Below are 24931 nucleotides of genomic sequence, written 5' to 3'. Positions count from 1 at the left end.
TCATCAAACTGTGATCTGCTGGCGATAGGCGGTCAGTCAAGCAACACGCTCCAGCCATCCCAAAGAAGCCAGAGGCAAGCCCCCATGACTGAACATCGCTCGACCGGACATCTTTCCCCAAATGCCCATTTCCGCACCAGTCTGCTTGAGGAAAACGATGGGCCAGGAGCCAATCCCACTGACAACCAGACGATGGGCGAGATCATCGCCGCGCGTTTCTCGCGCCGTGGTTTCCTGCAGGGATCGCTCGCGGCAACCGCCATCGCCGTCACCGTCAGCCCGCTCGCGCTGATCCTCGCCGACGATGCCCGCGCCGCCGGCGGCTCGGCCTTCAGCTTCAACGAGGTCGAGGCCGGCGTCGACGACAAGCATCATGTCGCCGCCGGCTACGACGCCGACGTGCTGCTGCGTTGGGGCGATCCGCTGTTCGCCGATTCGCCGGACTTCGATCCGACAAAACAGTCGGCGCAGGCCCAGGAAAGACAGTTTGGCTACAACAACGACTATGTCGGCTATATCCCGATCGACGGCTCGGCCGAGCATGGCCTGCTGGTGGTCAACCACGAATACACCAATCCGCATCTGATGTTCCCGGGCATCGTGAAAGTCGGCGAGAAGGACGGCAAAAAAGCGCTCGAAATAGCGCCCTTGAGCAAGGAACAGGTCGATGTCGAGATGGCAGCACACGGCGGCACCATCGTCGAGATCCGCAAGGAGTCGGGCAAATGGCAGGTGGTGCGCGACGGCAAGCTCAATCGCCGCATCACCTCCAACACCGAGATGGCACTGTCCGGCCCGGTCGCCGGACATGACCGCGTCAAGACCAGTGCCGATCCGACCGGCACGAAGGTCTTCGGCACCGCCAACAATTGTGCCGGCGGTGTCACGCCCTGGGGCACCTACGTCATGGCCGAGGAAAACATCCACGGCTATTTCTCGGGCGAACTGCCGGCCGGTCACGCGGAAGCCGCCAACTACAAGCGCTTGGGCATTCCCGAAGGCGCCTATGAATGGGCGGCGCATTATGACCGCTTCGACATCGGCAAGGAGCCGAACGAGCCCAACCGCTTCGGCTGGATCGTTGAGGTCGACGTCAACGACCCGACCTCGGTGCCGAGGAAGCGCACTGCGATGGGCCGCTTCAAGCATGAGGGCGCTGAATCAATCGTCGCCAAGGATGGCCGTGTCGTCTTTTATCTCGGCGACGACGAGCGCTTCGACTATGTCTACAAATTCGTCACCGCCGGCAAGTTCAACGCCGAGGACCGCGCCGCCAACATGGATCTTCTCGACGACGGCTCGCTCTACGTCGCCAAATTCGCCGAGGACCGGTCGATCGAATGGCTGCCCATCGTCTTCGGCCAGGGCCCGCTGACGGCGGAGAACGGCTTTGCCAGCCAGGCCGACGTGCTGATCGAGACGCGCCGCGCCGCCGACCTGCTCGGCGCCACCAAGATGGATCGCCCCGAGGATATCCAGCCCAATCCGACGACCGGCAAAGTCTACGTCATGCTGACCAACAATTCGAAGCGCAAGACGGATCAGGTCGATGCCGCCAACCCGCGCGCCGAAAACGCCTTCGGCCACATCATCGAGATCGTCGAGGACGGTGGCGATTTCACTGCTGCCAAGGGCAAGTGGGAAGTGCTGCTGAAATGCGGCGATCCCTCGGTGGCCGAAGTCGGCGCCACCTTCTCGACCGCAACCACCGCCAATGGCTGGTTCGGCATGCCGGACAATTGCGCCATCGATTCGGCCGGCCGGCTCTGGGTCTCGACCGATGGACAGGGCCCGAAGGCGACCGGCCGCACCGATGGCCTGTGGGCGGTCGACACCGAAGGCGAGGCGCGAGCGACCTCGAAGCTGTTCTTCCGCGTGCCGATCGGCGCCGAAATGTGCGGTCCGCTATTCACGCCCGACGACCAGACCGCCTTCGTCGCGGTTCAGCATCCGGCCGATGGCGGCGAAGACTGGGAGCCTTTTGGCCGTCCCTCTTACTATGAGGACCTGTCGACCCGCTGGCCCGACTTCAAGCCTGACATGCCGGTGCGGCCATCGGTCGTCGCCATCACTAAGCAGGGCGGCGGCAAGATCGCGGTCTGAATCGCCGCAAGGTGCTAGCAGCGCCAAGGAAGGATTTCGTCGATACGAAATCCTTCCTTTTCCTGATGCGCGGGAATGCGCCTGATGGGCTCATTCGGCGCGCTGAACCACGGCCACGTTCATCATGCTTCTCAACCTGAAGCCAATGGACTCGTATAATCCTATGGCCGTGGTGTTGCTGGCATAGGCGTGGAGATAGGGAACTTCGCCGCGCGCCGCTATCTGGTTTGCCACGAACAGCGACAGCAGCTTGCCCAGGCCACCGCCCCGAAATTCCGGATGTGAGCACACCCCGCTAAGTTCGGTATAGCCGGGTTGCTTCATGCGTTCGCCGGCCATCGCCGCAAGTCGGCCCTCGATCTTCACACCCCAAAAATCGCCGAGGCTCAAGGCTTCGAGCGTGAATGGGCCAGGCTTGGTGACCAATGCCAAGGCGAGCATCTCAGCTGCATCGTCTCGCGTCAGACGTTGCACGCGCTTGTCGGAGACCATCTGCAATGGCCGCTCGGCAATCATCTGAACCCCGGGCGCGGTCGAAGTCGCCGAAAGTTCCGCGGGCAGAGCAATGGCGTCCACCTGAAGCAGGATCGCACTCTCGCCTGGGGACACAAGTTTTCCGAGCGCCTGCAGGCTTTCCGCATCGTCCGCGGCACTGGCGGCGAAGGGAGCTATCGAGGGCCGATACCGCATGGCGAGGTCGTCACCTTGCGCGAAGGCTTGGTGTCGCGTCCGAAGCGCGCTCCACACGGGACGGTCAAGCAGGTATTTCATCGCGCGGCACCTTCCGGCTTCCTTACACGACGGTCGAGAGGCGCCGCGGCGAGGCCGTCCTCGATGGCGGCCAGCTGATCAAGAAGCGGCCCAGAAAGATCCGCGCACAGATTCGCGACGGCATTCTCGATGCGCGGCCAGACGTCGTGCTTTGCAACATCGACCAGCCGCTGGCCGTGCAGGGTGAGGCAGACAATCCTGCGCCGCTGGTCATCATCCGATGGACTGACCTCGACCAGTCCCAATTCGGCCAGAAGCGACACGCTCCGCGTTACACCTGGCTGCGCGACCCCGAGGGATTTCGCCAGTTCCCCGACTGGCAGCGGGCCCAGCCTGTCGAGCGCAGCCAGCAGCGGGTACTGGCTCGACTGAACCGGCACATCGAGGCAGTCGAGCAGGCGCTGCGTATCCGCCTGCAATTGCTCGCCAATACGCTTCAGCCTGCTGCCCAGGCACAGGAAGCCAAGGGACCTTATGACGTCTTCCATAATCGACCCGCCAGCACATTGATAACATCATATATAACATTATATGGAAATCAAGCGCCGCCATCGCACGGCCGCTTTCAAGCGTCGTCACCAGATTAGGTCGCCTTGGGTCGGGAACATCGCTCGGATGCTGGCGCTGCGTCGCCTGGGCAGGCCGTTCGGTCAGGTCCGCAGCCGGTACCCGGTCCTGAAGATCCACGCGACGATCGCTATGCAGATAAACAGGAAAACGACGGTCATGCCGAGGCTGACGCCGATCGAGACGTCGGACTTGCCGTAGAAGCTCCAGCGAAAGCCGCTGACCAGATAGAGGACGGGGTTGAACAGCGTCACCGAGCGCCAGACGCCGGGCAGCATGTCGATCGAATAGAAGCTGCCGCCAAGGAAGGTCAGCGGCGTGATGATCAGCAGCGGCACCAGCTGCAGCTGCTCGAAGCTTCTCGCCCAGATGCCGATGATGAAACCGAACAGGCTGAAGGTCACCGCCGTCAGCACCAGGAAGGCAAGCATCCAGAACGGATGCTCGATGGTCAGCGGCACGAACAGCGCTGCGGTCGCCAGTATGATCAGGCCGAGTATGATCGACTTGGTCGCCGCACCCCCGACATAGGCAATGATGATCTCCAGATAGGACACCGGCGCCGACAGCAATTCGTAGATCGAGCCGACAAATTTCGGGAAATAGATGGCGAAAGAGGCGTTGGAGATCGACTGCGTCAGCAGCGACAGCATGATCAGCCCCGGCACGATGAAGGCGCCGTAGCTGATGCCGTCGATCTCGGTGATGCGCGAGCCGATGGCCGAGCCGAAGACGACGAAATAGAGCGATGTCGAGATGACCGGCGAAACAATGCTCTGCAGCACGGTCCGAAAGGCGCGCGCCATTTCCATCTTGTAGATCGCCCAGACGGCTCGCAGGTTCATGCGTCCCTCCTCACCAGATTAACGAAGATCTCCTCGAGCGAGCTGTTTTGCGTGTCGATATCGCGGAACTGGATGCCGGCCGTCTCAAGGTCGCGCAGCAGCGAGGCGACGCCTGGCCGTTCGCTCTGGTTGTCATAGGTGTAAGTCAGTTGATTGCCGTCCGGCGAAAGCTCCAGCGCATAGCGCGAAAACGTCTCGGGTATGGTGACAAGCGGACTGCGCAATTCCAGCAAAAGCCTTTTGCGGCCGAGCGTGCGCATCAGTTCGGCCTTGTCCTCGACCAGCACGATCTCGCCGCGATTGATGACGCCGACGCGGTCGGCCATCGCCTCGGCCTCCTCGATATAGTGCGTCGTCAGGATGATGGTGACGCCATCCTCGCGCAGCCGGCGCACCATCGCCCACATGTCCTGGCGCAGCTCGACGTCGACGCCGGCTGTCGGTTCGTCGAGGAACAGCACCCGTGGTTCGTGCGACAGCGCCTTGGCGATCATCAGCCGCCGCTTCATGCCGCCGGACAGGGTGATCGCCTTGGCGTCCTTCTTGTCCCACAACGACAGATCACGCAGCACCTTCTCGACGAAGGCGTGGTCGGCCGGCTTGCCGAACAGGCCGCGGCTGTAGTTGACCGTCGCCCATACGCTCTCGAACGCGTCGATGGTCAGTTCCTGCGGCACCAGCCCGATCAGGCTGCGCGCGGTGCGATAATTCCGGCTGATGTCGTTGCCGTCCACGGTGACCGTGCCCGACGAGCGGTTGACGATACCGCAGACGATCGAGATCAGCGTCGTCTTGCCGGCGCCGTTCGGCCCGAGCAGCGCAAAGATCTCGCCGCGCTCGATATCGAGGTTGATCTCCTTCAGCGCCTTGAAACCGGTGGCGTAGGTCTTGGTGACCCCGGAAATGGAAATGATGGATGGCATGGCTGAAAAACGGCTGCTTGAAAGGAAGTCTGTTGATTTTAGTCCGCTGAATGTCGGTGCGCGCAGCTGGAAGTCAATGGCTCTCCTGACAGTTCTGGACATCGACATGTGAGGACGCATCCACAGCTGCCGCGGTCCTGCGGCGTTCCGCCTCGCGTGACGCCACGCCGCTTTGACCGGTCGGCGCATCCGGCCTATCTTCCCTGACATAGCAGCAGCCGGAGCCCACCATGGACCCGCTCATCCTTTCGCGCATCCAATTCGGCGCGAACATCTCGTTCCATATCCTGTTTCCGGCTATCACCATTGCGCTTGGCTGGGTGCTGCTGTTCTTCAAGCTTCGCTACAACGCCACAGGCGATTCCGCCTGGATGCGCGCCTATTTTACCTGGGTGAAGGTGTTCGCGCTGTCCTTTGCCATGGGCGTGGTTTCAGGCGTCACCATGAGCTTCCAGTTCGGCACCAACTGGCCGGGTTACATGGAGACCGTCGGCAACATCGCCGGCCCGCTGCTCGCATATGAGATCCTCACCGCCTTCTTTCTCGAGGCGGCTTTCCTCGGCATCATGCTGTTCGGCTTCCGCCGCGTCTCCAACCGCATCCACACGCTGGCAACCGTGCTGGTGGCCGGCGGCACCACCCTGTCCGCCTTCTGGATCATCGCGCTCAATTCCTGGATGCAGACGCCGGTCGGCTTCGAGATGCGCAACGGCGTAGCGCACGCTATCGACTGGTGGGCGATCGTCTTCAACCCGTCCATGCCCTACCGGCTCGTCCACATGCTGCTTGCCTCCGGCCTGACGGTCTCGTTCCTGATCGCCGGCCTGTCGGCGCTGCGCTATCTCTATGGCGACCGCTCGGAATCGATGTGGAAGGCCTTGCGCACCGGTGTCTTCACCGCGGCGATCCTGATCCCCATCCAGATCTTCGCCGGCGACCAGCATGGCCTCAACACGCTGGAGCATCAGCCGCAGAAGATCGCCGCCATGGAGGCCAACTGGAACACCGGCCCCAATGTGCCGCTGGTCCTTTTCGCGCTTCCCGACGAGGCGGCAAGGGAGAACAAATTCGAAGTCACCATCCCCGACGGCGCCAGCCTCATCCTCAGGCACAGCGCCAGTGGCGTCGTGCCGGGGCTGAACGACTATGCCGGCAACCACCCGCCGGTGTTCCCGGTGTTCTGGGCTTTCCGCATCATGGTCGGCACCGGCGTCCTGATGCTCGTCGTCTCCTGGTCGGCCGCCTTTTTCCTCAAGCGCCGCCACAGCCTGCCGAAACCGCTGGCGCTGGTGATGGTGCCGATGGCGCTGTCCGGCTGGCTAGCGACGCTGGCCGGCTGGTACACCACCGAGATCGGCCGCCAGCCCTGGCTGGTCACCGGCGTGCTCAGGACCGTCGATGCCGTCGGCCCGGTCGCCGGCAGCCAGGTCGCGCTGTCGCTTGCGGTCTATCTCATCCTCTATGCGCTGCTTCTGACCGCCTATCTCGGCGTACTGGTCTATCTGGCGCTGAAGGCGGCGAAGGACGGCGATACCTCGCCGCTGCCGGGCGTTCTCGACGCGCCGCTGTCGCAGCCGGCGGCGAAATAGGAGGAATGGTGATGACCCTCGACTGGCCGACATTGCTCCCCCTCATCTTCGCCGGCCTGATGGGCCTTGCCATCCTGATCTACGTCATCCTCGACGGCTTCGATCTCGGCATCGGCATCCTGTTCGCGGCCTCCGAGGACGCCGAGCAGGACACGATGATCGCGGCAATAGGCCCGTTCTGGGACGCCAACGAGACCTGGCTGGTGCTGGCCGTCGGCCTGCTGCTGGTCGCCTTTCCGCTGGCGCACGGCACCATCCTCACCGCGCTCTACATCCCGGTCTTCCTGCTCCTTGTCGGCTTGATCCTGCGCGGCGTTGCCTTCGATTTCCGTGCCAAGGTGCCGGCCGGCCGGAAGCATCGCTGGAACCGCATCTTCTTCCTGGGTTCGGTCATCGCCTCGCTGGCGCAGGGCTACATGCTGGGGATCTATGTGCTCGGCCTGGATGTCGGCCTCGGCGGCATGGCCTTCGGCGCGCTGGTGGCGCTCTGCCTTGCCGCCGCCTATGCGGCGATGGGCGCGGCCTGGGTCATCTACAAGACGGACGGCGAATTGCAGAAGAAGGCGGTGCTCTGGCTGCGCCGGGCGCTGGTGCTGACCGCGCTCGGCATGGTCGCCGTCTCGCTGGCCACGCCGCTCGCCAGTCCGCGCATCTTCGACAAATGGTTCGTCTGGCCCGCCATGCTCTATTTGTCGCCGCTGCCGATCCTGTCGGCGGTGCTGTTCGCGTGGCTGTGGCGGCAGACCTTCCATCTGCCTAAGACGGACGATCGCCATGCACTGACGCCGTTCTTGACGCTGGCTGCCATCTTCACGCTGGGCTTTGCCGGGCTCGCCTGGTCGTTCTATCCCTTCGTCGTTCCCGACAGGCTGACCATCTGGCAGGCGGCGTCCGCGCCTGAAAGCCTCGCCATCATCCTGGCCGGCACGGTGGTCGTGCTGCCGATCATCATTTTCTATTCGTTTTATGCCTACCGCGTGTTCGGCGGCAAGGCGACGGATCTGACCTACGACTGACAGGCAGCAGCCGCCGCACTGCACAATATGTAGGCAGCCTGCCGGTCGGGCGGGTATTGGATCGTGAAGACGGCCTTCCCAATCCTACTGGGAAACGCCGATTCGCGCTGATTTCGATGGTTTGGCATGTCTGTTGCTTTGCCCTGACGACCAATCGGTTTTGTTCAGTCAAAGGGAAAAATAATGAACCGTCGCAATGTATTCATGCTGGCCTTCGCCGCCGTGGCTGGAATCGCCATGGCTCCGTTTCCGCAGGCGCGGGCTGACGCCTTGAGCGACATCGGCGCGCGGGGCACCATCCGCATCGCCGTCCCACAGGATTTCCCACCCTTCGGCAGTGTCGGCGCCGACATGACGCCGCAAGGCTATGACATCGATATCGCCAATCTGATTGGCGAAAAGCTCGGCGCCAAGGTCGAGATCGTCCCGGTCACCAGCGCCAACCGCATTCCCTATCTCCAGACCAACAAGGTCGACCTGGTCATCTCCAGCCTCGGCAAGAATCCCGATCGCGAGAAGGTCATCGACTTTTCCGAAGCCTACGCCCCCTTCTACAATGGCGTGTTCGCTCCGGCGGACGTCGCGGTCGCGAAGGCGGAAGACCTCGCTGGCAAGACCGTTGGCGTCACCCGCGGCGCGATCGAAGACCTCGAACTGACCAAGGTCGTGCCGGCGAGCGTCGAGATCAAGCGGTACGAGGACAACAACGGCACTATTTCCGCTTTCCTTTCGGGGCAGGTCGAGGTGATCGCAACCGGGAATGTCGTCGCCGCCGCCATCCTCGAAAAGAACCCGCCCAAGCGGCCCGAGCTCAAGTTCCTGATCAAGAACTCGCCCTGCTACATCGGCATGAATAAGGAGCAGCCGGCATTGATGGCCAAGATCAACGGTATCATCGCCGCTGCCAGGTCCGACGGCGCCCTCAACGCGATTTCGCAAAAATGGCTGAAGGTGGACCTGCCGGCTGACCTGTGATCGCCGCCCGCCGCGTGTGGCTGAGGTCAGATAGCAAGCCATGACCTATCATTTCGATTTCGGCTGGCTGATCGATTCTCTGCCGGTGCTGCTCAAGGGCATCCGGATTACCGTGCAGCTCATCCTGATCGGTGCGGTGTTCGGCGTGGCATTGGGCATTGCCTGCGCCTGGGTGCGGGCGCTGGGGCCGAAATGGCTAAAACCTGTCGTCGCGACCTATGTCGAGCTGATCCGCAACACGCCGTTTCTGATCCAGCTGTTCTTCATCTTCTTCGGCCTGCCGTCGCTTGGCATCAGGATGTCGGAACTGACCGCCGCCAACCTCGCCATGATCGTTAACCTCGGCGCCTACAGCTGCGAGATCATCCGCGCCGGCATTCAGGCCACGCCACGTGGCCAGTTCGAGGCCGGCGCGAGTCTCGCCATGACCCCGTTCCAGGCCTTCTGGTATGTGGTTCTGGTCCCGGCGCTGCAGCGCATCTGGCCTGCGCTGTCGTCGCAGATCGTCATCGTCATGCTAGGTTCGGCCGTCGTTTCGCAGATCGCCGCCGAGGACCTGACCTTCGCCGCCAACTTTATCCAGTCGCGCAATTTCAGGGCCTTCGAAACCTACATCGTCTCCACCTTGATCTACCTGGCCCTCGCCATCCTGCTGCGCCAGCTGCTGGCCGGCCTGGGCTGGATGCTGTTTCCAAGGAAGGCGTCGCGATGAGACAAGCGCCATGATCGAGTTCAGCTTCTGGGACATCCTGCGTAACCTGCTTTTGGCCGCCCGCTGGACCGTTGTGCTTTCGCTGGTCTCCTTCATCGGCGGCGGCATCGTCGGTGCGGCCCTGCTTTTCCTGCGCATCGGCGGCCGGCATTGGCTGCGGCTTCTGTCACGCGGCTACATCCAGCTGTTCCAGGGCACACCGCTCTTGATGCAGCTCTTTCTCGCCTTCTTCGGCCTTGGCCTGTTCGGCGTCGACGTTCCCGCCTGGCTTGCCGCTTGTGTCGCGCTCGTCCTGTGGACCGCCGCCTTCCTCGCTGAAATCTGGCGCGGCTGCGTCGAGAGCATCGCCAAGGGTCAATGGGAGGCGTCCGCCAGCCTCGGCATGGGTTACCTCCAGCAGATGCGCTACGTCATCCTGCCGCAGGCGCTGAAAGTGGCGGTGCCGCCGACCGTCGGCTTCTCGGTGCAGGTGGTGAAGGGCACCGCGCTCACTTCCATCATCGGCTTCGTCGAATTGTCGAAGGCGGGTTCGATCGTCACCAACGCGACGTTCCAGCCGTTCACGGTCTATGGTCTGGTTGCGCTCATCTACTTTGCTTTGTGCTGGCCGCTGTCGAAATCGAGCCAGCTCCTGGAAAGGAAGCTCAATGTCGCTCATCGCAATCACTGAGGTGAAGAAGCGCTTCGGCGACAACGAGGTGCTGAAGGGGATTTCCATCGACATCGCGCCGGGCGAGGTCGTCGCCATCATCGGCAAGAGCGGGTCCGGCAAGTCGACGCTGCTGCGCTGCATCAACGGGCTGGAGACCATCGATGAAGGTTCGATCGTTGTCGCCGGCGCCCAGTTCCTGCCCGACGAGGTGCATCTCAAGGCGCTGCGCCTGAAGGTCGGCATGATCTTTCAGCAATTCAACCTGTTTCCGCATCTCACGGCCGGCGGCAATGTCATGCTGTCGCAGATGGTGGTAAAGAAGACGCCGAAAAAAGCCGCCGAAGCGGTCGCGCGAAAAATGCTCGACCGCGTCGGTCTCGCCCACAAGTTCGACGCCTTGCCGGATGAACTGTCCGGCGGCCAGCAGCAGCGCGTGGCGATCGCCCGGGCGCTAGCCATGCAGCCCATCGCGCTGCTATGCGACGAGATCACCTCGGCGCTCGACCCCGAACTCGTTGCCGAGGTGCTGGCGGTCGTCAAGGAATTGGCCGCGGAAGGCATGACGCTGGTGATGGTCACCCACGAGATGCGCTTCGCCCGCGACGTCTGCTCGCGCGTCGTCTTCATGCATCAGGGCCGCGTCCACGAGATCGGCGCCCCCGAGGACGTCTTCGCCAACCCCAGGACGCCGGAGCTCAGGCAGTTTCTGGGCGTGCACTAAGCGGGCATTGCTGCCCGCTCGCTGCCCTAAGCGCGTCGCAAAAGATCAGCTCTTGTTGGCGACCAGCACCAGCACCGGCTTGTCGCTGTAAAGGCTGGGGAATAGCGTCTTCAAATTCTCGACCTTGGGCAGGTCGTTGTAGACGATGTAGGGGTAGGTCGGGTTCAGCGTCAAAAAGTCCTGGTGATAGTCTTCGGCCGGATAGAACGTCTTTCCGGTCTCCAGCGTGGTCACGATCGGCTCTGGAAACACCTTGGCCTTGTCGAGCTGGGCGATGTAGCTCTCGGCGATCTTCTTCTGGGCATCGTTTTCGGCAAAAATCGTCGAACGGTATTGCGGGCCGCGGTCCGGACCCTGATAGTTCAGCTGCGTCGGGTTGTGCGCGACCGAGAAATACACCTGCAGCAACTGGCCGTAGCTCACCTCTGTCGGCTCGTAGGTGATCTCGACGGCTTCGGCGTGCCCGGTCCGGCCGGTGCCGACCGTCTCGTAGACGGCAGTGTCCTTGTCGCCGCCGGCGTAGCCGGAGACGGCGCTGGTCACGCCCTTGACGTGCTGGAACACGCCTTGCACGCCCCAGAAGCAGCCACCGGCGAAGACCGCCTTCGCGGTGCCGGCGGCGGGTTTCTCGTCCATCGCCGGCGGCGGGATCACCACCGCCTCCTCGGCCGAGCTTGCCGGCGTCTGCCACAAGGCGGCGCCGGCCGCCGCGAGCATCAGCGCCGCAAGCGCGCCCCTGGCGAAGCTCGTCGAGCGCCTCGCAATGGGTTCTCGAATGCCAGTCATGTCTGATCTCCATTGATGGTGTTGTGACTATAGAACATTTGGGTCCGCCGGCGTCTCACATTGCCGTGCGTACTTTCGGGCCGTGCGTATTTGGAATGGTGCACCGGCGCGGGATTGAAACCCCGCGCCGGTGCCGCGAGGGCTTGCCGGACCTACTTGGCCATGCCCATGGCGTCGCAGGCCTTGGTTGCCTCATCCTTCTTCATCGCGTCGGTCTCCATGGCTGCTTTGTCTATGCACTCCTTCATCTTTTCGGCGGCCATCGGATCGGCCGGCTTCATCGCGTCGGTGGCCATCGCATCGGCGGGCTTCATGGCATCCGTGGCCATCGGCTTCATCGCATCTTCGGCGCGGGCAATGCCGCCGGCGAAAAGCGCCGTCGAGCAAAGCGCGAAGGCGAGCGCCGGCAGCGTCAGTCGGGTAAAGTTGGTCATGGTGGTCTCCTCTGGGTGGCGCGCTGATGCGGCCGGCATGTGCGGCGCCGCTCATGCGGCGTTGCGCAGATCTTTGGATTCTAGTTCGTCGCGGCGGCCAGGATCGGTCCGCCATCCGGCACTTGCACCAGCACCGCGGTGCTTAGCCCGCTCGGCGGTGCCGGCAGCGGCAGCGCGATGGCCTCGCCGGTCCAGGCGCCAAGCCTGGAGAGGGAATGCACGACGTTGGCATGCGGCAGCGTGCGTCCGGTGTTTTCGCCGCGCGCCACCGGCACTTCGATGACGCCCTGCCGGTAGCGCACCAGCCAGATATCGGCCTTGCCGCCCGGCACCGGGCCGGCGCCGACGGCGATCTTGCCGCCGTCGAGTGACAGCGAGGGTCCTTTCGCGCGGCCGCTGCTCGAAATCAGCTGCTCGATCTCGCCGGGCCGGGCGCCGACCGCATCGGAATTGCCATTGACCACCACTTGCGGCGTGAACGGACCCGAACGGCCGAGAGACGGCTCGTAGCGGACCTGACGCTGGGTGAATTCCTCCCTGCCGAAAGTGTCCTTCCAGCCGAGATAGTCCCAGTAGGTGACGTTGAAGGAGAGCGCCAGCACATCAGGCCGGTCCTTGACCTTGATGAGATTGGCGTTGGCCGGTGGGCAGGATGAGCAGCCCTGGCTGGTGAACAGCTCCACCACGGTGAGCGGCTGGCCGGCGGCGCCGGTTGCTGAAAACAGAACAGCGGCGAGCCCTACAAGGACCGCGCCTGCGCTTGATTGCGTCGCGCTCCCGCTGCGTTTGGCTTGTGATCCAGTCATCGGCTGTCCTCCGCTGCGACGGGCGTGAAGCGCCGTCATGTTCACACTTCGGCGCCGCAGTGCGGTTCGTTACAGCCATCACCGCTTCGTGATCGTTTATCTTCGTTTGCTGCCGGCGCGATGCCGCGAATAACGGCGTATTCGGCCGCCTGCGCTCAGCCCTGGCGCCGCGTTTCCATGTAGTGCCATAGGCCGGCCGCGACGGCACCGGCCGCAATACAAACGGCGATCCAGATCCCGGTGTTGCCGCCCACATTGCCGAACGCGGCGCCCAGCACCACCCCCCCCGAGAATGCCCCAAACCAGCTTGCTCGCCATTGGTTTGTCCTTTCGTGAGTTCGGAAGGATAAGAGCCTTGCATAGCTGTGTGGTCATTTCGACACCGGACGGAGACCGGAAAATGGCCGGCACCGATGGATGCCGCTTCGGCTTTCGCCAGCCACTAATGCTGGAACACAGGCGGGGTGAGCGCAAACCTGACGCGATTGCCCTGGCGCCGCGCCCGGCCGCTTGCCCGGGCAAGCTGCCCCTGCTAAAGCCGCCCCATCATGACCACGCCGATCAAAAACATCCGCAATTTCTCCATCGTCGCCCATATCGACCATGGCAAATCCACGCTTGCCGACCGGCTGATCCAGTCCACCGGCGGGCTGGAGCTGCGCGACATGAAGGAGCAGGTGCTGGACTCGATGGATATCGAGCGTGAGCGCGGCATCACCATCAAGGCGCAGACGGTCCGGCTGAAATACCGCGCCAACAATGGCGAGGACTATATCCTCAACCTGATCGATACGCCCGGCCATGTCGACTTCGCCTACGAAGTGTCGCGGTCGCTCGCCGCCTGCGAAGGCTCGCTGCTGGTCGTCGATGCCTCTCAAGGCGTCGAGGCGCAGACGCTGGCCAATGTCTACCAGGCCATCGACAACAACCACGAGATCGTCGTGGTGCTGAACAAGGTCGATCTGCCCGCCGCCGAGCCCGAGCGCATCCGCGAGCAGGTCGAGGAGGTGATCGGCATCGATGCCTCCAACGCCGTGCTGATCTCGGCCAAGACCGGGCTCGGCATTCCCGACGTGCTGGAGGCGATCGTCAACGATTTGCCGCCGCCGCGCGAGGGCGACATCACAGCACCGCTGAAGGCGATGCTGGTCGACAGCTGGTACGACGCCTATCTCGGCGTCATCGTGCTGGTCCGCATCATCGACGGCGTGCTGAAGAAGGGCCAGACCATCCGCATGATGGGCACCGGCGCCAAGTACCTTGTCGAGCGCACCGGCGTCTTCACGCCGGCCCGCATCAATGTCGACGAGCTCGGCCCCGGCGAATTCGGCTTCTTCACCGGCTCGATCAAGGAAGTCGCCGATACCCGCGTCGGCGACACCATCACCGAGGACAAGCGCCAGACGGCCCAGGCCCTGCCCGGCTTCAAGCCGGCGCAGCCGGTGGTGTTCTGCGGCCTGTTCCCGGTCGACGCCGCCGATTTCGAGGATCTTCGCGCCGCGGTCGGCAAACTGCGCCTCAACGATGCTTCCTTCTCCTTCGAAATGGAAACCAGCGCGGCCCTCGGCTTCGGCTATCGCTGCGGCTTCCTTGGCCTTTTGCACCTCGAAATCATCCAGGAGCGGCTGGAGCGCGAGTTCAACCTCAACCTCATCGCCACTGCGCCCTCGGTCGTCTACCGGCTGCTGTTGAACGACGGCACGACGAAGGAATTGCACAACCCGGCCGACATGCCCGACGTGGTCAAAATCCAGGCGATCGAAGAGCCGTGGATTCGCGCCACCATCCTGACGCCCGACGAGTATCTCGGCGGCATCCTAAAACTCTGCCAGGACCGGCGCGGCATCCAGGCCGATCTGTCCTATGTCGGCAAGCGCGCCATGCTGACCTACGATCTGCCGCTCAACGAGGTTGTCTTCGACTTCTACGACCGGCTGAAGTCGATCTCCAAGGGCTACGCCTCCTTCGACTATCATTTGACCGATTATCGCGAGGGCGACCTGGTCAAAATGTCGATCCTGGTCAATGAGGAGCCGGTCGACGCGCTGTCGATGCTGGTCCACCGCACGGCGGCGGAAAAGCGCGGCCGGCTGATGTGCGAGAAGCTGAAGGAACTTATCCCGCACCATCTGTTCAAGATCCCGATCCAGGCGGCCATCGGCGGCAAGGTCATCGCCCGCGAAACGATCTCGGCGCTGCGCAAGGACGTCACCGCCAAATGCTACGGCGGCGACGTCTCACGCAAGCGCAAGCTGCTCGACAAGCAGAAAGAGGGCAAGAAGCGGATGCGCCAGTTCGGCAAGGTCGATATCCCGCAGGAGGCGTTTATCCAGGCGCTGAAGATGGGGGACTGAGAAGCCGGTTGGCGCGCAGCGCGCCAAGTCATCGATCCGGTGGATCGATGACAGGCTTCGAAAGCGGGGGAGCTGCCGGAGGCAGCGGGCCCCCCGCCAGCGCGGCGTTGAAGCTGCCCGGTAGAGAGCGAGTGTAACGACCCAGTCGCCATTGCGTTTTCTACCCCCGATTGTATCTTTGCCTCGGGGTCTTTGGGGAAAATCGCCTTTCATGCGCAAATATGTTGTTCCGTTCCTTTCGCTTTTTCTTGATTTCATCTGGATCAACGCCGTTGTAGGTCTGGCTATCTATCTAGCGCCATCACTACCGGAAACTGCGTTTGGCGGACCTTTGCCGTGGTCGGCGCAAATCGTCATTTCCCTGGTCTTGCTCTCGATTAATCGCCTGCTGAACCTCTCGCTCGGTGAGTATCTGCTATCCTACGCTGTCGCTGAATGGGAAGCCGGCGTGCGGCTTCGCCAATGGCCAAACCTCCTCCTTGGGACGGTCGGAGTCCTGTCCGGCGTAAACGAGCTGGTGCGCGGGACCGAGCCTGGCACCGGAGTGCCGTTCCTTTTCATGGTGGAGGAAACACGGCTCAAGATGGTCTCGCTCATGGTCTACGGAGCGCTCTATGGTTTGGGGGGCATCATGTTGCTGAGGTTTGCAACAGGTGCGAAACTGCTCAACGCCGCCTTATTAGCGAGCGGCGCTGTGATCTTTGCGATCAACATGCTGTTCAGCCATGACGCAATGGTTGAAGCAATCATCGCGCGCAACGAAGATCAAGGCAGACCAATCACCTGGGGAGCGGCAGAACAAGTCGTGGCGTTCTCGCCATACTATCTCGCAGTTATGTTGGCTGTCATGGCCGCGATCCTGTACTTTTGCCGGGAGCGCCCGGCAGCCCGGTGACCGGCAAGCTGCTCGACAAGCAGAAAGAGGGCAAAGGAACGCGCGGCAGTTCGGCAAGGTAGATATGCCGCAGGAGGCGTTATCCACGCTGAAAATGGGGACTGAGCGAGCTGCGCCACGAAAACCAACGATTGGAGAACGCCCTTTCCTGAAGTATCCTTGGGCTTGGAAGGGGGATCTCAATGCGTTCCGCCAACCCTGCCATCTCCGATATCGTCGCCGCGATTGGCCTGGCGATCGGTGGCGCCTTTGGGCTTGCCGGCACCTTCGTGGCGAGCGCCGAGCTGCGCGAAACACTTTGGACGATCGACGGCGTCGCACTCGTGGTGGCAGCCGCCCTGTTAACGATGAAGTACCAGCGGCTGGGCAATGACTGGGTCGCGGCCGGGTTCCTCACCTTCGTCGCCGGCGAGAGCCTGCTGCTGTCAGGCAATGCCGCAGGCCTCGAGGCCAGCGTTCCCTCCTATGTCGGGGGCATCTCGCTTTGGGCGGCCGCCCTTGTCATGGTCAGCGCGCCGAAAACCTTCGCACTGTGGATGCGCCTGACCGCTGTCGTGGCCGCTGTGCTGTTTGTCGTGTCGGCAGGCCTGATCCTCTGGGGCGCCCCTTTGCTGGCGACTTCGGCGCCGCTGCCCGCTGCCGGATATCCGTTTCTGGTCCTCACATTCATCGGCTGGATCTGGACCCTGCTGAAATCAGGCCGATGAGTGGCCCATGTCTTCGCCCGTCGAAATCCGCAACAGCCCCACCGGAAAAATCTTTCCCGCGCTCGGGCCGCTCCTGATCGCTGCGATCTTCGGCTTCTTCGCGCTGAAGGGGCTTGCGTCAGGCGCCCCGGGCCAAGGGCTGTTCCTGGTGGTGGTGCTGGCGCTTGGCTGCCTGGGGCTTGGTCTGTTCCTGGCGCGCGGCGCGTTCGACACCGGCGTCCAGGTGGTGCTCGACGCCAGTGGCTTTCGCGACCGGCGCGGTGGCGACGTGCTGGTGCCCTGGGAGAAGGTGCGCAGCGCGCACCTCACCTCCGGCGAAGGCGCGGCGATGATCAGCTTCGAACTGACCGAGCCGCCTCCCGATGCGATCAGATATGCGCCGGCCAACGCGCTCGGCCGCTTGCTGCCCTTCGGCAAAAACATCGTCCATATGGAGATATCCTCGCTCGACATCACCGGCGCCGACATGATCGCGGCGATCCGGCGGCTCGCGCCGCATGTGGCGGTGTTGAGGTAAGCGCTCCCCCTTCTCCCCCTTTGTTTGGACTGGGGACATCGCGAACAGGTGTGCGAGGACATCGCGAACAGTTTTGCGCGTTGTGCGCGAGGGGGTTCGGGATGCCGTTCAAGGACAGAAGCGCGATGTCCCCAGTCCAAACAAAGGGGGAGAAGGAAAGGTCGCGCCTTTCGCGACGCGCAGATTTACCGCCACCCCCTTCCACCCCTCCAGCCTCTATGCCATGGTCTCCTCGCGGCCGGGCAGGCCGTTTCATTCCGGGGGGAATCATCATGTTGTCTTACGCTTTCGCGCGGCGCATCGCCGTCGCGCTCTGTCTTGCCGCATCGTTTGCATCGGCGGCTTATGCCGGCGATGTCACCTTCGCCATCAAAAACAGCCATCCCAACGCCATGCGCGTCGAGCTCTACAGCCAGGACCGCGACCATATCTGGCCGGGCAACAATCAGGACTATTATCTCAGCGACGGCGAGACCAAGTCGATCCCGCTGTCCTGCGATGACGGTGAATCGATCTGCTACGGCGCCTGGGTCGACGGTGGCGAGGGCACCTATTGGGGCGTCGGCCCCGGCAACACCGAAAAATGCGACGATTGCTGCTACACCTGCAGCGGCGGCGAGACCGAAGAGATCGATCTGGTTCCGTGAGCGGGAATCTCCCCCTCGAGGGGGGAGATGTCGCCAAAGGCGACAGAGGGGGTCGGTACGTCCGGACGCGACTCGATCGCGGACAAAGGATGCCGGCGCTCCACGCGAGACGACCCCCTCTGGCCTGCCGGCCATCTCCCCCTCAAGGGGGGAGATTACGCGCGCCTGGCCCAGCGCTCGCGGCTTTATCGGCCGGGCCATATCGGCTAAGGGCTTCACAGCAAAAACCTCGCCGCCCCGGACCGCTGCTAAAATATGACCGCCAAATCCTCCCCCCTGTTCCTCGGCATCGACACCGGCGGCACCTATACCGACGCCGTGCTGTGGTCGGAAGCCGGCGGGCCAAGCGGAAAAGTGCACGCCAAAGCCAAGGCGCTGACCACCCGCCACGATCTGGCGGTCGGCATATCAGGCGCGGTCGATGCGGTGCTGCAAAAAGCCGGCACCGATCCTGCAGCGATAAAACTGGTATCGATGTCGACGACGCTCGCCACCAACGCACTGGTCGAAGGCCAGGGTGGCCGCGTGGCGCTGGTGATGATCGGTTTTTCCGAAGGCGATCTTGCCCGCGACGGGCTGAAGGCGGCGCTCGGCACCGACCCTGTGGTGTTCTGCCCCGGCGGCCACGATGTCCATGGCAATGCGGCAAAACTCGACCTGTCCGGGCTGGAGGCGGCGCTGCCGGAACTCGGCGCCTCGGTGTCCGGCTTTGCCGTCTGCGCCTATTTCGCCACCCGCAATCCGGCGCATGAGCTTGCCGCTCGCGACCTCATCCGCGAAAAGACCGGCCTGCCGGTCACCGCCAGCCACGAGCTTTCGGCCAAGCTCGGCGGCCCGCGCCGGGCGCTCACCACGTTGCTCAATGCCCGGCTGATCTCGATGATCGACCGGCTGGTGGCGGCGACCGAAGGGTTTTTGGCCGCCCGCAAGATCGCAGCCCCGCTGATGGTGGTGCGCGGCGATGGCGCTTTGGTCTCGGCCGCCTTCGCCCGCCAGCGGCCGATCGAAACGATCCTTTCCGGCCCCGCCGCCAGCCTTGTCGGCGCCCGCCACATGACCGGCCTCGACGATGCTGTCGTGTCCGATATCGGCGGCACCACCACCGATGTCGCCGTGCTCGACGGCGGTCGTCCCAGGCTCGACCCGGAAGGCGCCACCGTCGGCGGCTTCCGCACCATGGTCGAGGCCGTCGCCATGCGCACTTTTGGGCTCGGCGGCGATTCCGAAGTGGCGCTGGAGGACGGCGCGCTCAACCCGAAAATCCTGCTTGGGCCGCGCCGCCTGGTGCCGCTGGCGTTGGCCGGCATGGTGCATGGCGAGGCGGTGACTGTCGAACTGGAACGCCAAATCCGGGCGCCCAACCCCGGCCGCATGGATGGCCGCTTGGCGGTCAGGACCGGCGTGCCGGAGCGGCTGGCGGCCGGCCTGACCGGCGCCGAAGCCAAGCTTTATGAAATGATCCGCGCGACTCCGCTCACCGTCGACAGGCTTTTGACCTCGAATGCCCAGAACGCCACTTTGAACCGGCTGGTGTCGCGCGGCCTGGTGCATGTCGCCGGCTTCACGCCGTCGGATGCCGCCCATGTGCTGGGCAAGCAGGCCAATTGGGACGCCGCCTCGGCCCGTCTGGGTGCGGAGCTGTTCGCCCGCAAGCGCGACGGGCGCGGGCAGGCGATCGCCGCCTCGCCGGAGGAGATATCGGAACGGGTGCTGACCACGCTGACCCGCCTGTCGGCGGAAGTCATCCTCGAAACCGCCTTTGCCGAGGACGGGCTCGATGGCGCGGCGACCGTGGCGCACGCGCTGGTGCAGCGCGCTGTCGACGCGCATCCCGGCATCGCCCGCCTCAGCGTCGCGCTCGACCGCCCGGTCATCGGCCTCGGCGCCTCGGCGCCGCTGCACTATGCCGGCCTGGCCGAACTGGTCGGCAATGACTGCGTCGTGCCGGAAGATACCGACGTCGCCAACGCGCTTGGCGCCGTCGTTGGCCAGGTCCGCGTCTCAGCCGAGGCCCGCGTCAGCCAGCCCAAGGAAGGGCTGTTCCGCGTTTCGTCCGGGGAGACAGTCCGCGATTTTCTCGACGAGGCTGCGGCGATCGCGGCGGCCGAGGCCGATGTGCGCGCGCTTGCCGCCGGACGGGCCAGGGAAGCCGGCACCGACAGCGCCGAGATCGAGGTCGCCACCGAATTCCGCGTCTCCACCGTCGAAGCCCAGCGCATGTTCATCGAGGCGCATGTCGTGGCGGTGGCGTCGGGAAGGCCAAGGATTGCGGTGTGATGTCAGATGGAGGATTTGGGCGCGGTTGCAAGTCGCTCGAAAACCGCGTTTACCCGTATGCGGCTGCCATTGGGATCGACGATCTGCATGACCAAAATCAGCCGCTTTTGATGAAGCTTGAAGGCGGCCGCCAAGCCTCTGGCCTTGGCGCCTGCCGAAGTTGACCACGGCCAAGTGCCTTTTCCGATCAACGCAGCTTCTCCATTGATCGTTTCTGCTTTCAGATCGGCGGTCCACCCATTACTTGCAGCGACCTGCAGGCCGGGATTGCCGCTGCGGATGACGACCGTGCAATCGCTGCATTGGCCGCCGGTCGAGTAAGCCTGCTGCCAGGTGCCGATGAATTCGGCATCAGCAGCCGCGGCAGGACCAGCGCTCGCGAATGCAAGAGAGAATAGAGCAAAAGCAAGCCAGGCAAATCTCAACATCGGCCAACTCCAAAACGTCTTCTTCATTTGACAGGCAATGTATAAGGCCGGGTTTACTGGAATGAGAAAATTGGCCCGATATGCGATTGCACATAGCCGCTTATGCGCCGCGACGTCGTTTCGCTCCTGCTTCGCCTGGGATGACGAAGTGGACCAAAATACCCACCTTCACCCTAAGCTGAATTGACCGTGCTACCCTGACATGCCAAAGGCCCGGCCAAAGCCTTCATCTTGGAGACACCCCGATGACCGATCGCGTCGAAATCGCCGGATTGCGGATTGCCCGCGAGCTTTATGATTTCGTCGTGAACGAGGCGCTGCGGGGCACCGGCATTGCAGCCGACGCCTTCTGGACCGGCCTCTCGACCATCGTTCACGAGCTTTCGCCGAAGAACCGGGCGCTGCTGGAAAAGCGCGACGCGCTGCAGGACCAGATCGACCGCTGGTATCGCGACAATGGCGCGCCCAGCGATATGGAAGCCTACAAGGGATTCCTGAAGGAGATCGGTTATCTCGTGCCTGAGGGGCCGGCCTTCTCAGTGACGACCGAAAATGTCGACTCGGAGATTTCGGTGGTCGCCGGGCCGCAGCTGGTGGTACCGGTGATGAATGCGCGGTACGCGCTGAACGCCGCCAATGCGCGCTGGGGCTCGCTCTATGACGCGCTCTATGGCACCGACGCCGTTCCCGAGACCGGCGGCGCCGAGAAGGGCGGCAGATTCAATCCCGTGCGCGGCGCCAAGGTCATTGTCTGGGCGAAGGGTTTTCTCGATGAATCGGTGCCGCTCACGACGGGCAAATGGGCTGGGGTGAACGGGCTTTCGGTTGCCAACGGCATGTTGCGGCTGGGCGAGGGCGCCGGCGCCACCACGCTTGCCGACCCCAAACAGTTTGCCGGCTATCGTGGCGACGCCGCCAATCCCGAAGCCGTCCTGCTCACCAGGAATGGTCTGCACATCGAGATCGTCATCGACCATAGCAACCAGATCGGCAAGACCGATCCAGCCGGCATCGCTGATGTCATCTTGGAATCGGCGCTGACCACCATCCAGGACTGCGAGGATTCGGTCGCGGCGGTCGATGCGCAGGACAAGGTCGTGGTCTACCGCAACTGGGTCGGCCTGATGAAGGGCGACCTTGCCGAGGAGATCACCAAGGGCGGCAGGACGTTTACACGAAAACTCAATCCCGACCGATCGTACACGGCGCCCGATGGCGGCGCGCTGACGCTGCCAGGCCGCTCGCTGATGCTGATCCGCAACGTCGGTCACCTCATGACCAATCCGGCGATAACAGACCGCGACGGCAACGAGGTGCCGGAAGGTATCATGGACGCAGCGATGACGGCGCTGATCGCGCTGCACGATGTTGGGCCGAATGGACGACGCGCCAATTCCCGCGCCGGCTCGATGTACGTCGTAAAACCCAAGATGCACGGGCCGGAGGAAGTCGCTTTCGCCGTCGAGATCTTTGACCGCGTCGAAGCGCTGCTCGGCATGGCGAAAAATACCATCAAGATGGGCATCATGGACGAGGAGCGGCGCACCACCGTCAACCTCAAAGAGGCGATCCGCGCCGCCAAAGACCGCGTCGTCTTCATCAACACCGGTTTCCTTGACCGCACCGGCGACGAGATCCACACCTCGATGGAAGCCGGCCCGATGATCCGCAAGGGCGACATGAAGCAGGCCGCCTGGATTGCCGCCTATGAGGCCTGGAACGTCGACGCCGGGCTGGAATGCGGACTGGCCGGCCACGCCCAGATCGGCAAGGGCATGTGGGCGATGCCCGATCTGATGGCGGCGATGCTGGCGGAGAAGATCGCCCACCCCAAGGCCGGCGCCAACACCGCCTGGGTGCCGTCGCCGACGGCGGCGACGTTGCACGCCACCCACTATCACAAGGTCAATGTCCAGGCTGTGCAGGCGGCGCTGAAGAGCCGGCCGAAGGCAAAGCTCGACGACATCCTGTCGGTGCCGGTTGCGGTGCGGCCGAACTGGTCGCCGGAGGAGGTCCAGAAGGAACTCGACAACAACTCGCAAGGCATTCTGGGCTATGTCGTGCGCTGGATCGACCAGGGCGTCGGCTGCTCGAAAGTGCCTGACATCAATGACATCGGCCTGATGGAGGACCGTGCCACGCTGCGCATCTCCTCGCAGCACATCGCCAACTGGCTGCATCATGGCGTCTGCACCCCCCACCAGGTGATGGAGACGATGAAGCGCATGGCTGGCGTCGTCGACCGCCAGAACGCAGGCGATCCGCTCTACCGGCCGATGGCGCCGGACTTCGACAAGTCGATCGCCTTCCTCGCCGCCTGCGATCTCGTCTTCAAGGGCCGCGTCCAGCCCAACGGCTACACCGAACCGGTGCTGCACGCGCGGCGGCTTGAGCTGAAGGCACGTGCATCGGCCTGACCCGAAGGTTCAGGAAGCACGATGCGCAACCTTTAAAGAGGCGGGTGAGGTAGGCTCGGCGTCCCCCACCCCTCAAGGGGGAGGGAAACGTCACGCCGCCTGCGCCATCCGCTCCGAGCTCATGCGGTAGGAAATCGCCTCGGCCAGATGGATGCGGCCGACCGTCTCGCTGGCCTCGAGATCGGCCAGCGTTCGCGCCACTTTCAGCACTCGATGATAGGCCCGCGCGGAAAAGCCGAGTTTTTCGCTGGCGTCCCTGAGCAGCGACAGGCCTGATGCATCCGGCATCGCGATCTCCTCGATGACCGAGGGCGAGCAATGCGCGTTGGTGGTGGCGGAGGTCGCGCCGAGCCGTTCGAAACGCTCGCGCTGGATCGTCCGGGCGCGTGCCACGCGCAATGCCACCGCGGCACTTTTCTCCGCCCGGTCCGGCCGGATCAGATCGCTGGCCGAGACCGCCGGCACCTCGATCCGGAGATCGATGCGGTCGAGCAGCGGGCCGGAAATGCGCGCCTGGTAGTCGGTGCGGCAACGGTCGCCGCGCAGGCAGCGATAGCCCGGCTCGCCGGCCATGCCGCAGCGGCACGGATTCATCGCCGCGACCAGCTGGATGCGCGCCGGATAGGTGACGCGATGGTTGGCGCGAGCGATCATGCAATCGCCGGTCTCCAGCGGCTGGCGCAGCGCATCGAGCGCCTGCGGCGAGAATTCGGGAAACTCGTCGAGGAACAGCACGCCGTGATGGGCAAGCGAGGCCTCGCCCGGCCGCACGCGCAGGCCGCCGCCGACCATCGCCGCCATCGAGGCCGAATGGTGCGGCGCTCGGAACGGCCGCCGGTCGGTCAGTTTTCCCTCGCCGAGTTCGCCTGCCACTGATGCGATCATCGAGACTTCGAGCAATTCCCTCGGCGCCAGCGGCGGCAGGATCGACGGCAGCCGCTGCGCCAGCATCGATTTTCCCGATCCCGGCGGTCCGACCATCAGCAGATTGTGGCCGCCGGCTGCCGCCACTTCCAGTGCTCGCTTGGCGGTCTCCTGGCCCTTGATGTCGGCGAGATCCGGCAGGTCGCGCGCCGAGGCATGGATGCCGGCTTCCGGCCGCGACAGCACCTGCGTGCCGCGAAAATGATTGGCGATGGCGATCAGGCTGCGTGGCGCCAGGATGTCGAAATCCTTGCCGGCCCACGCCGCTTCCGGGCCGCAGGCGAAAGGACAGATCAGGCCCTTGCCTTCGGCATTGGCGCCGATCGCCGCCGGCAGCGCGCCGGCCACCGCGGCGATGGTGCCGTCGAGCGACAGCTCGCCAAGCACGACATAGCCGGACAGCATGTCGCCTGGAATGGCGCCCAATGCTGCCATCAGGCCGAGCGCGATCGGCAAATCGTAATGGCTGCCTTCCTTGGGCAGGTCAGCCGGCGCCAGGTTAACCGTGACCTTCTTGGACGGCATCGACAGGCCCGACGCATGCAGCGCTGCCTGAACCCGCTCGCGGCTTTCGGCCACCGCCTTGTCGCCGAGGCCGACGATGTGCATGTTGACCTTGCCCGGCGCGATCATCACCTGCACGTCGACCGGCACGGCCTCAATGCCTTGGAAAGCGACCGTGCGAACCCTTGCCACCATTTTTTGTCCCCGGACATGGGCTTGCCCGAAGCCCATGCGATCATGCCGCGAACGGCGTTTTACCAGAAACAACCACAGATTTCACGCGAAGGCAAGAACATTACGGGAACAATTGGACGCTACAATCTGATGGCGTCGCGGCGCTAACGGGTCGGAAAAACACTGT

General features: G+C 63.7%; 25 protein-coding genes. 15 read left to right on the top strand and 10 right to left on the bottom strand.

Translation table 11 applies throughout. The features are described 5' to 3' along the window. Positions 1 to 84 precede the first annotated feature (84 nt). Positions 85 to 2103, top strand: a complete 2019-nt coding sequence (locus AC0NIE_RS04135) for a PhoX family protein (RefSeq protein WP_473485689.1) — start codon at positions 85 to 87, stop codon at positions 2101 to 2103. A 90-nt stretch (positions 2104 to 2193) separates the two neighbouring features. On the opposite strand, the gene AC0NIE_RS04130 is transcribed toward AC0NIE_RS04135, so the two are convergent. The 4 genes from AC0NIE_RS04130 to AC0NIE_RS04115 all read right to left on the bottom strand — a co-directional run bounded on the left by AC0NIE_RS04130 (position 2194) and on the right by AC0NIE_RS04115 (position 5209). Further along, positions 2194 to 2874, bottom strand: coding sequence for a GNAT family N-acetyltransferase (locus AC0NIE_RS04130; protein ID WP_473485688.1), 681 nt, complete (start codon positions 2872 to 2874; stop codon positions 2194 to 2196). Next, a complete protein-coding gene (locus AC0NIE_RS04125; protein WP_473485687.1) occupies positions 2871 to 3362 on the bottom strand; it encodes a MarR family winged helix-turn-helix transcriptional regulator in 492 nt (163 codons plus the stop codon). The genes AC0NIE_RS04130 and AC0NIE_RS04125 overlap by 4 nt, the downstream gene beginning before the upstream one ends. Before the next feature lie 162 nt (positions 3363 to 3524). Continuing rightward, positions 3525 to 4286, bottom strand: a complete 762-nt coding sequence (locus AC0NIE_RS04120; RefSeq protein ID WP_473485686.1) for an ABC transporter permease — start codon at positions 4284 to 4286, stop codon at positions 3525 to 3527. Then, positions 4283 to 5209 (bottom strand): ABC transporter ATP-binding protein, encoded by a 927-nt coding sequence (locus AC0NIE_RS04115; RefSeq protein ID WP_123146025.1) that lies wholly within the window; start codon positions 5207 to 5209, stop codon positions 4283 to 4285. Before AC0NIE_RS04115 ends, AC0NIE_RS04120 begins: the two co-directional genes overlap by 4 nt. Between AC0NIE_RS04115 and AC0NIE_RS04110 the strand changes: the two genes are divergently transcribed. From AC0NIE_RS04110 to AC0NIE_RS04080, 7 genes are all read left to right on the top strand, one after another. Then, positions 5196 to 5321 (top strand): hypothetical protein, encoded by a 126-nt coding sequence (locus AC0NIE_RS04110; RefSeq protein WP_473485685.1) that lies wholly within the window; start codon positions 5196 to 5198, stop codon positions 5319 to 5321. The two genes, AC0NIE_RS04115 and AC0NIE_RS04110, sit on opposite strands and share 14 nt — an antisense overlap. 118 nt (positions 5322 to 5439) lie before the next feature. Further along, positions 5440 to 6798 (top strand): cytochrome ubiquinol oxidase subunit I, encoded by a 1359-nt coding sequence (locus AC0NIE_RS04105; RefSeq protein WP_473485684.1) that lies wholly within the window; start codon positions 5440 to 5442, stop codon positions 6796 to 6798. 11 nt (positions 6799 to 6809) lie between these two features. Further along, positions 6810 to 7814 carry a cytochrome d ubiquinol oxidase subunit II gene (locus AC0NIE_RS04100; protein WP_473485683.1) on the top strand — a complete coding sequence of 335 codons (1005 nt, stop codon included), beginning with the start codon at positions 6810 to 6812 and terminating at the stop codon, positions 7812 to 7814. 180 nt (positions 7815 to 7994) lie between these two features. Further along, positions 7995 to 8789, top strand: a complete 795-nt coding sequence (locus tag AC0NIE_RS04095) for a transporter substrate-binding domain-containing protein (protein ID WP_473485817.1) — start codon at positions 7995 to 7997, stop codon at positions 8787 to 8789. 40 nt (positions 8790 to 8829) lie between these two features. Continuing rightward, positions 8830 to 9501: an amino acid ABC transporter permease gene (locus tag AC0NIE_RS04090; protein WP_123146027.1), complete on the top strand. Its 672-nt coding sequence runs from the start codon at positions 8830 to 8832 to the stop codon at positions 9499 to 9501. Positions 9502 to 9511: 10 nt separating this feature from the next. Further along, complete coding sequence (locus AC0NIE_RS04085; RefSeq protein ID WP_473485682.1) at positions 9512 to 10171, top strand: amino acid ABC transporter permease; 660 nt, start codon at positions 9512 to 9514, stop codon at positions 10169 to 10171. Further along, positions 10149 to 10874, top strand: coding sequence for an amino acid ABC transporter ATP-binding protein (locus AC0NIE_RS04080; RefSeq protein WP_473485681.1), 726 nt, complete (start codon positions 10149 to 10151; stop codon positions 10872 to 10874). The genes AC0NIE_RS04085 and AC0NIE_RS04080 overlap by 23 nt, the downstream gene beginning before the upstream one ends. Before the next feature lie 45 nt (positions 10875 to 10919). On the opposite strand, the gene msrA is transcribed toward AC0NIE_RS04080, so the two are convergent. From msrA to AC0NIE_RS04060, 4 genes are all read right to left on the bottom strand, one after another. Continuing rightward, positions 10920 to 11660: a peptide-methionine (S)-S-oxide reductase MsrA gene (msrA, locus tag AC0NIE_RS04075; RefSeq protein ID WP_473485680.1), complete on the bottom strand. Its 741-nt coding sequence runs from the start codon at positions 11658 to 11660 to the stop codon at positions 10920 to 10922. Positions 11661 to 11812: 152 nt separating this feature from the next. Continuing rightward, the gene (locus AC0NIE_RS04070) at positions 11813 to 12094 is read right to left on the bottom strand and encodes a hypothetical protein (protein WP_473485679.1); all 282 of its coding nucleotides are present in this window, start codon (positions 12092 to 12094) and stop codon (positions 11813 to 11815) included. Between the two features lie 80 nt (positions 12095 to 12174). Beyond that, on the bottom strand, positions 12175 to 12900 hold the full coding sequence (locus AC0NIE_RS04065; RefSeq protein WP_473485678.1) for a DUF1223 domain-containing protein: 726 nt from the start codon (positions 12898 to 12900) through the stop codon (positions 12175 to 12177). 155 nt (positions 12901 to 13055) lie between these two features. After that, the gene (locus AC0NIE_RS04060) at positions 13056 to 13178 is read right to left on the bottom strand and encodes a hypothetical protein (protein WP_473485677.1); all 123 of its coding nucleotides are present in this window, start codon (positions 13176 to 13178) and stop codon (positions 13056 to 13058) included. Positions 13179 to 13448: 270 nt separating this feature from the next. Here AC0NIE_RS04060 and lepA point away from each other — a divergent pair, with 270 nt between their 5' ends. The 6 genes from lepA to AC0NIE_RS04030 all read left to right on the top strand — a co-directional run bounded on the left by lepA (position 13449) and on the right by AC0NIE_RS04030 (position 20297). Beyond that, on the top strand, positions 13449 to 15254 hold the full coding sequence (gene lepA, locus AC0NIE_RS04055; protein ID WP_473485676.1) for a translation elongation factor 4: 1806 nt from the start codon (positions 13449 to 13451) through the stop codon (positions 15252 to 15254). Positions 15255 to 15465: 211 nt separating this feature from the next. Further along, positions 15466 to 16149 carry a hypothetical protein gene (locus tag AC0NIE_RS04050; protein WP_473485675.1) on the top strand — a complete coding sequence of 228 codons (684 nt, stop codon included), beginning with the start codon at positions 15466 to 15468 and terminating at the stop codon, positions 16147 to 16149. Positions 16150 to 16331: 182 nt separating this feature from the next. Beyond that, positions 16332 to 16856, top strand: a complete 525-nt coding sequence (locus tag AC0NIE_RS04045) for a hypothetical protein (RefSeq protein WP_473485674.1) — start codon at positions 16332 to 16334, stop codon at positions 16854 to 16856. Between the two features lie 7 nt (positions 16857 to 16863). Continuing rightward, complete coding sequence (locus AC0NIE_RS04040; RefSeq protein WP_473485673.1) at positions 16864 to 17373, top strand: hypothetical protein; 510 nt, start codon at positions 16864 to 16866, stop codon at positions 17371 to 17373. A gap of 275 nt (positions 17374 to 17648) precedes the next feature. After that, positions 17649 to 18020 (top strand): hypothetical protein, encoded by a 372-nt coding sequence (locus AC0NIE_RS04035; RefSeq protein ID WP_473485816.1) that lies wholly within the window; start codon positions 17649 to 17651, stop codon positions 18018 to 18020. Positions 18021 to 18275: 255 nt separating this feature from the next. Continuing rightward, positions 18276 to 20297 (top strand): hydantoinase/oxoprolinase N-terminal domain-containing protein, encoded by a 2022-nt coding sequence (locus AC0NIE_RS04030; protein WP_473485672.1) that lies wholly within the window; start codon positions 18276 to 18278, stop codon positions 20295 to 20297. A 2-nt stretch (positions 20298 to 20299) separates the two neighbouring features. Here the strand turns inward: AC0NIE_RS04030 and AC0NIE_RS04025 are convergent, their stop codons facing one another. Then, positions 20300 to 20752, bottom strand: a complete 453-nt coding sequence (locus AC0NIE_RS04025; RefSeq protein ID WP_473485671.1) for a hypothetical protein — start codon at positions 20750 to 20752, stop codon at positions 20300 to 20302. Positions 20753 to 20970: 218 nt separating this feature from the next. On the opposite strand from AC0NIE_RS04025, the gene AC0NIE_RS04020 reads away from it, so the two are divergent. Next, positions 20971 to 23142, top strand: coding sequence for a malate synthase G (locus AC0NIE_RS04020; RefSeq protein ID WP_473485670.1), 2172 nt, complete (start codon positions 20971 to 20973; stop codon positions 23140 to 23142). 90 nt (positions 23143 to 23232) lie between these two features. On the opposite strand, the gene AC0NIE_RS04015 is transcribed toward AC0NIE_RS04020, so the two are convergent. Further along, positions 23233 to 24765, bottom strand: a complete 1533-nt coding sequence (locus tag AC0NIE_RS04015; RefSeq protein ID WP_123146038.1) for a YifB family Mg chelatase-like AAA ATPase — start codon at positions 24763 to 24765, stop codon at positions 23233 to 23235. Positions 24766 to 24931: the final 166 nt, after the last annotated feature.

It is taken from the genome of Mesorhizobium sp. WSM4842, from assembly GCF_055901575.1.
Note: the sequence above shows the minus strand (reverse complement) of the source record. Positions and strands in the feature narration are given on the sequence as shown.

Excerpts from the sequence above, each read along its gene's own strand:
- AC0NIE_RS04135 (WP_473485689.1), top strand. The coding sequence starts at position 85 with ATGACTGAACATCGCTCGACCGGACATCTTTCCCCAAATGCCCATTTC.
- AC0NIE_RS04130 (WP_473485688.1), bottom strand. The coding sequence starts at position 2,874 with ATGAAATACCTGCTTGACCGTCCCGTGTGGAGCGCGCTTCGGACGCGA.
- AC0NIE_RS04125 (WP_473485687.1), bottom strand. The coding sequence starts at position 3,362 with ATGGAAGACGTCATAAGGTCCCTTGGCTTCCTGTGCCTGGGCAGCAGG.
- AC0NIE_RS04120 (WP_473485686.1), bottom strand. The coding sequence starts at position 4,286 with ATGAACCTGCGAGCCGTCTGGGCGATCTACAAGATGGAAATGGCGCGC.
- AC0NIE_RS04110 (WP_473485685.1), top strand. The coding sequence starts at position 5,196 with ATGATGGATGGCATGGCTGAAAAACGGCTGCTTGAAAGGAAGTCTGTT.
- AC0NIE_RS04115 (WP_123146025.1), bottom strand. The coding sequence starts at position 5,209 with ATGCCATCCATCATTTCCATTTCCGGGGTCACCAAGACCTACGCCACC.
- AC0NIE_RS04105 (WP_473485684.1), top strand. The coding sequence starts at position 5,440 with ATGGACCCGCTCATCCTTTCGCGCATCCAATTCGGCGCGAACATCTCG.
- AC0NIE_RS04100 (WP_473485683.1), top strand. The coding sequence starts at position 6,810 with ATGACCCTCGACTGGCCGACATTGCTCCCCCTCATCTTCGCCGGCCTG.
- AC0NIE_RS04090 (WP_123146027.1), top strand. The coding sequence starts at position 8,830 with ATGACCTATCATTTCGATTTCGGCTGGCTGATCGATTCTCTGCCGGTG.
- AC0NIE_RS04085 (WP_473485682.1), top strand. The coding sequence starts at position 9,512 with ATGATCGAGTTCAGCTTCTGGGACATCCTGCGTAACCTGCTTTTGGCC.
- AC0NIE_RS04080 (WP_473485681.1), top strand. The coding sequence starts at position 10,149 with ATGTCGCTCATCGCAATCACTGAGGTGAAGAAGCGCTTCGGCGACAAC.
- msrA (WP_473485680.1), bottom strand. The coding sequence starts at position 11,660 with ATGACTGGCATTCGAGAACCCATTGCGAGGCGCTCGACGAGCTTCGCC.
- AC0NIE_RS04070 (WP_473485679.1), bottom strand. The coding sequence starts at position 12,094 with ATGACCAACTTTACCCGACTGACGCTGCCGGCGCTCGCCTTCGCGCTT.
- AC0NIE_RS04065 (WP_473485678.1), bottom strand. The coding sequence starts at position 12,900 with ATGACTGGATCACAAGCCAAACGCAGCGGGAGCGCGACGCAATCAAGC.
- lepA (WP_473485676.1), top strand. The coding sequence starts at position 13,449 with ATGACCACGCCGATCAAAAACATCCGCAATTTCTCCATCGTCGCCCAT.
- AC0NIE_RS04050 (WP_473485675.1), top strand. The coding sequence starts at position 15,466 with ATGCGCAAATATGTTGTTCCGTTCCTTTCGCTTTTTCTTGATTTCATC.
- AC0NIE_RS04045 (WP_473485674.1), top strand. The coding sequence starts at position 16,332 with ATGCGTTCCGCCAACCCTGCCATCTCCGATATCGTCGCCGCGATTGGC.
- AC0NIE_RS04040 (WP_473485673.1), top strand. The coding sequence starts at position 16,864 with ATGTCTTCGCCCGTCGAAATCCGCAACAGCCCCACCGGAAAAATCTTT.
- AC0NIE_RS04030 (WP_473485672.1), top strand. The coding sequence starts at position 18,276 with ATGACCGCCAAATCCTCCCCCCTGTTCCTCGGCATCGACACCGGCGGC.
- AC0NIE_RS04025 (WP_473485671.1), bottom strand. The coding sequence starts at position 20,752 with ATGAAGAAGACGTTTTGGAGTTGGCCGATGTTGAGATTTGCCTGGCTT.
- AC0NIE_RS04020 (WP_473485670.1), top strand. The coding sequence starts at position 20,971 with ATGACCGATCGCGTCGAAATCGCCGGATTGCGGATTGCCCGCGAGCTT.
- AC0NIE_RS04015 (WP_123146038.1), bottom strand. The coding sequence starts at position 24,765 with ATGGTGGCAAGGGTTCGCACGGTCGCTTTCCAAGGCATTGAGGCCGTG.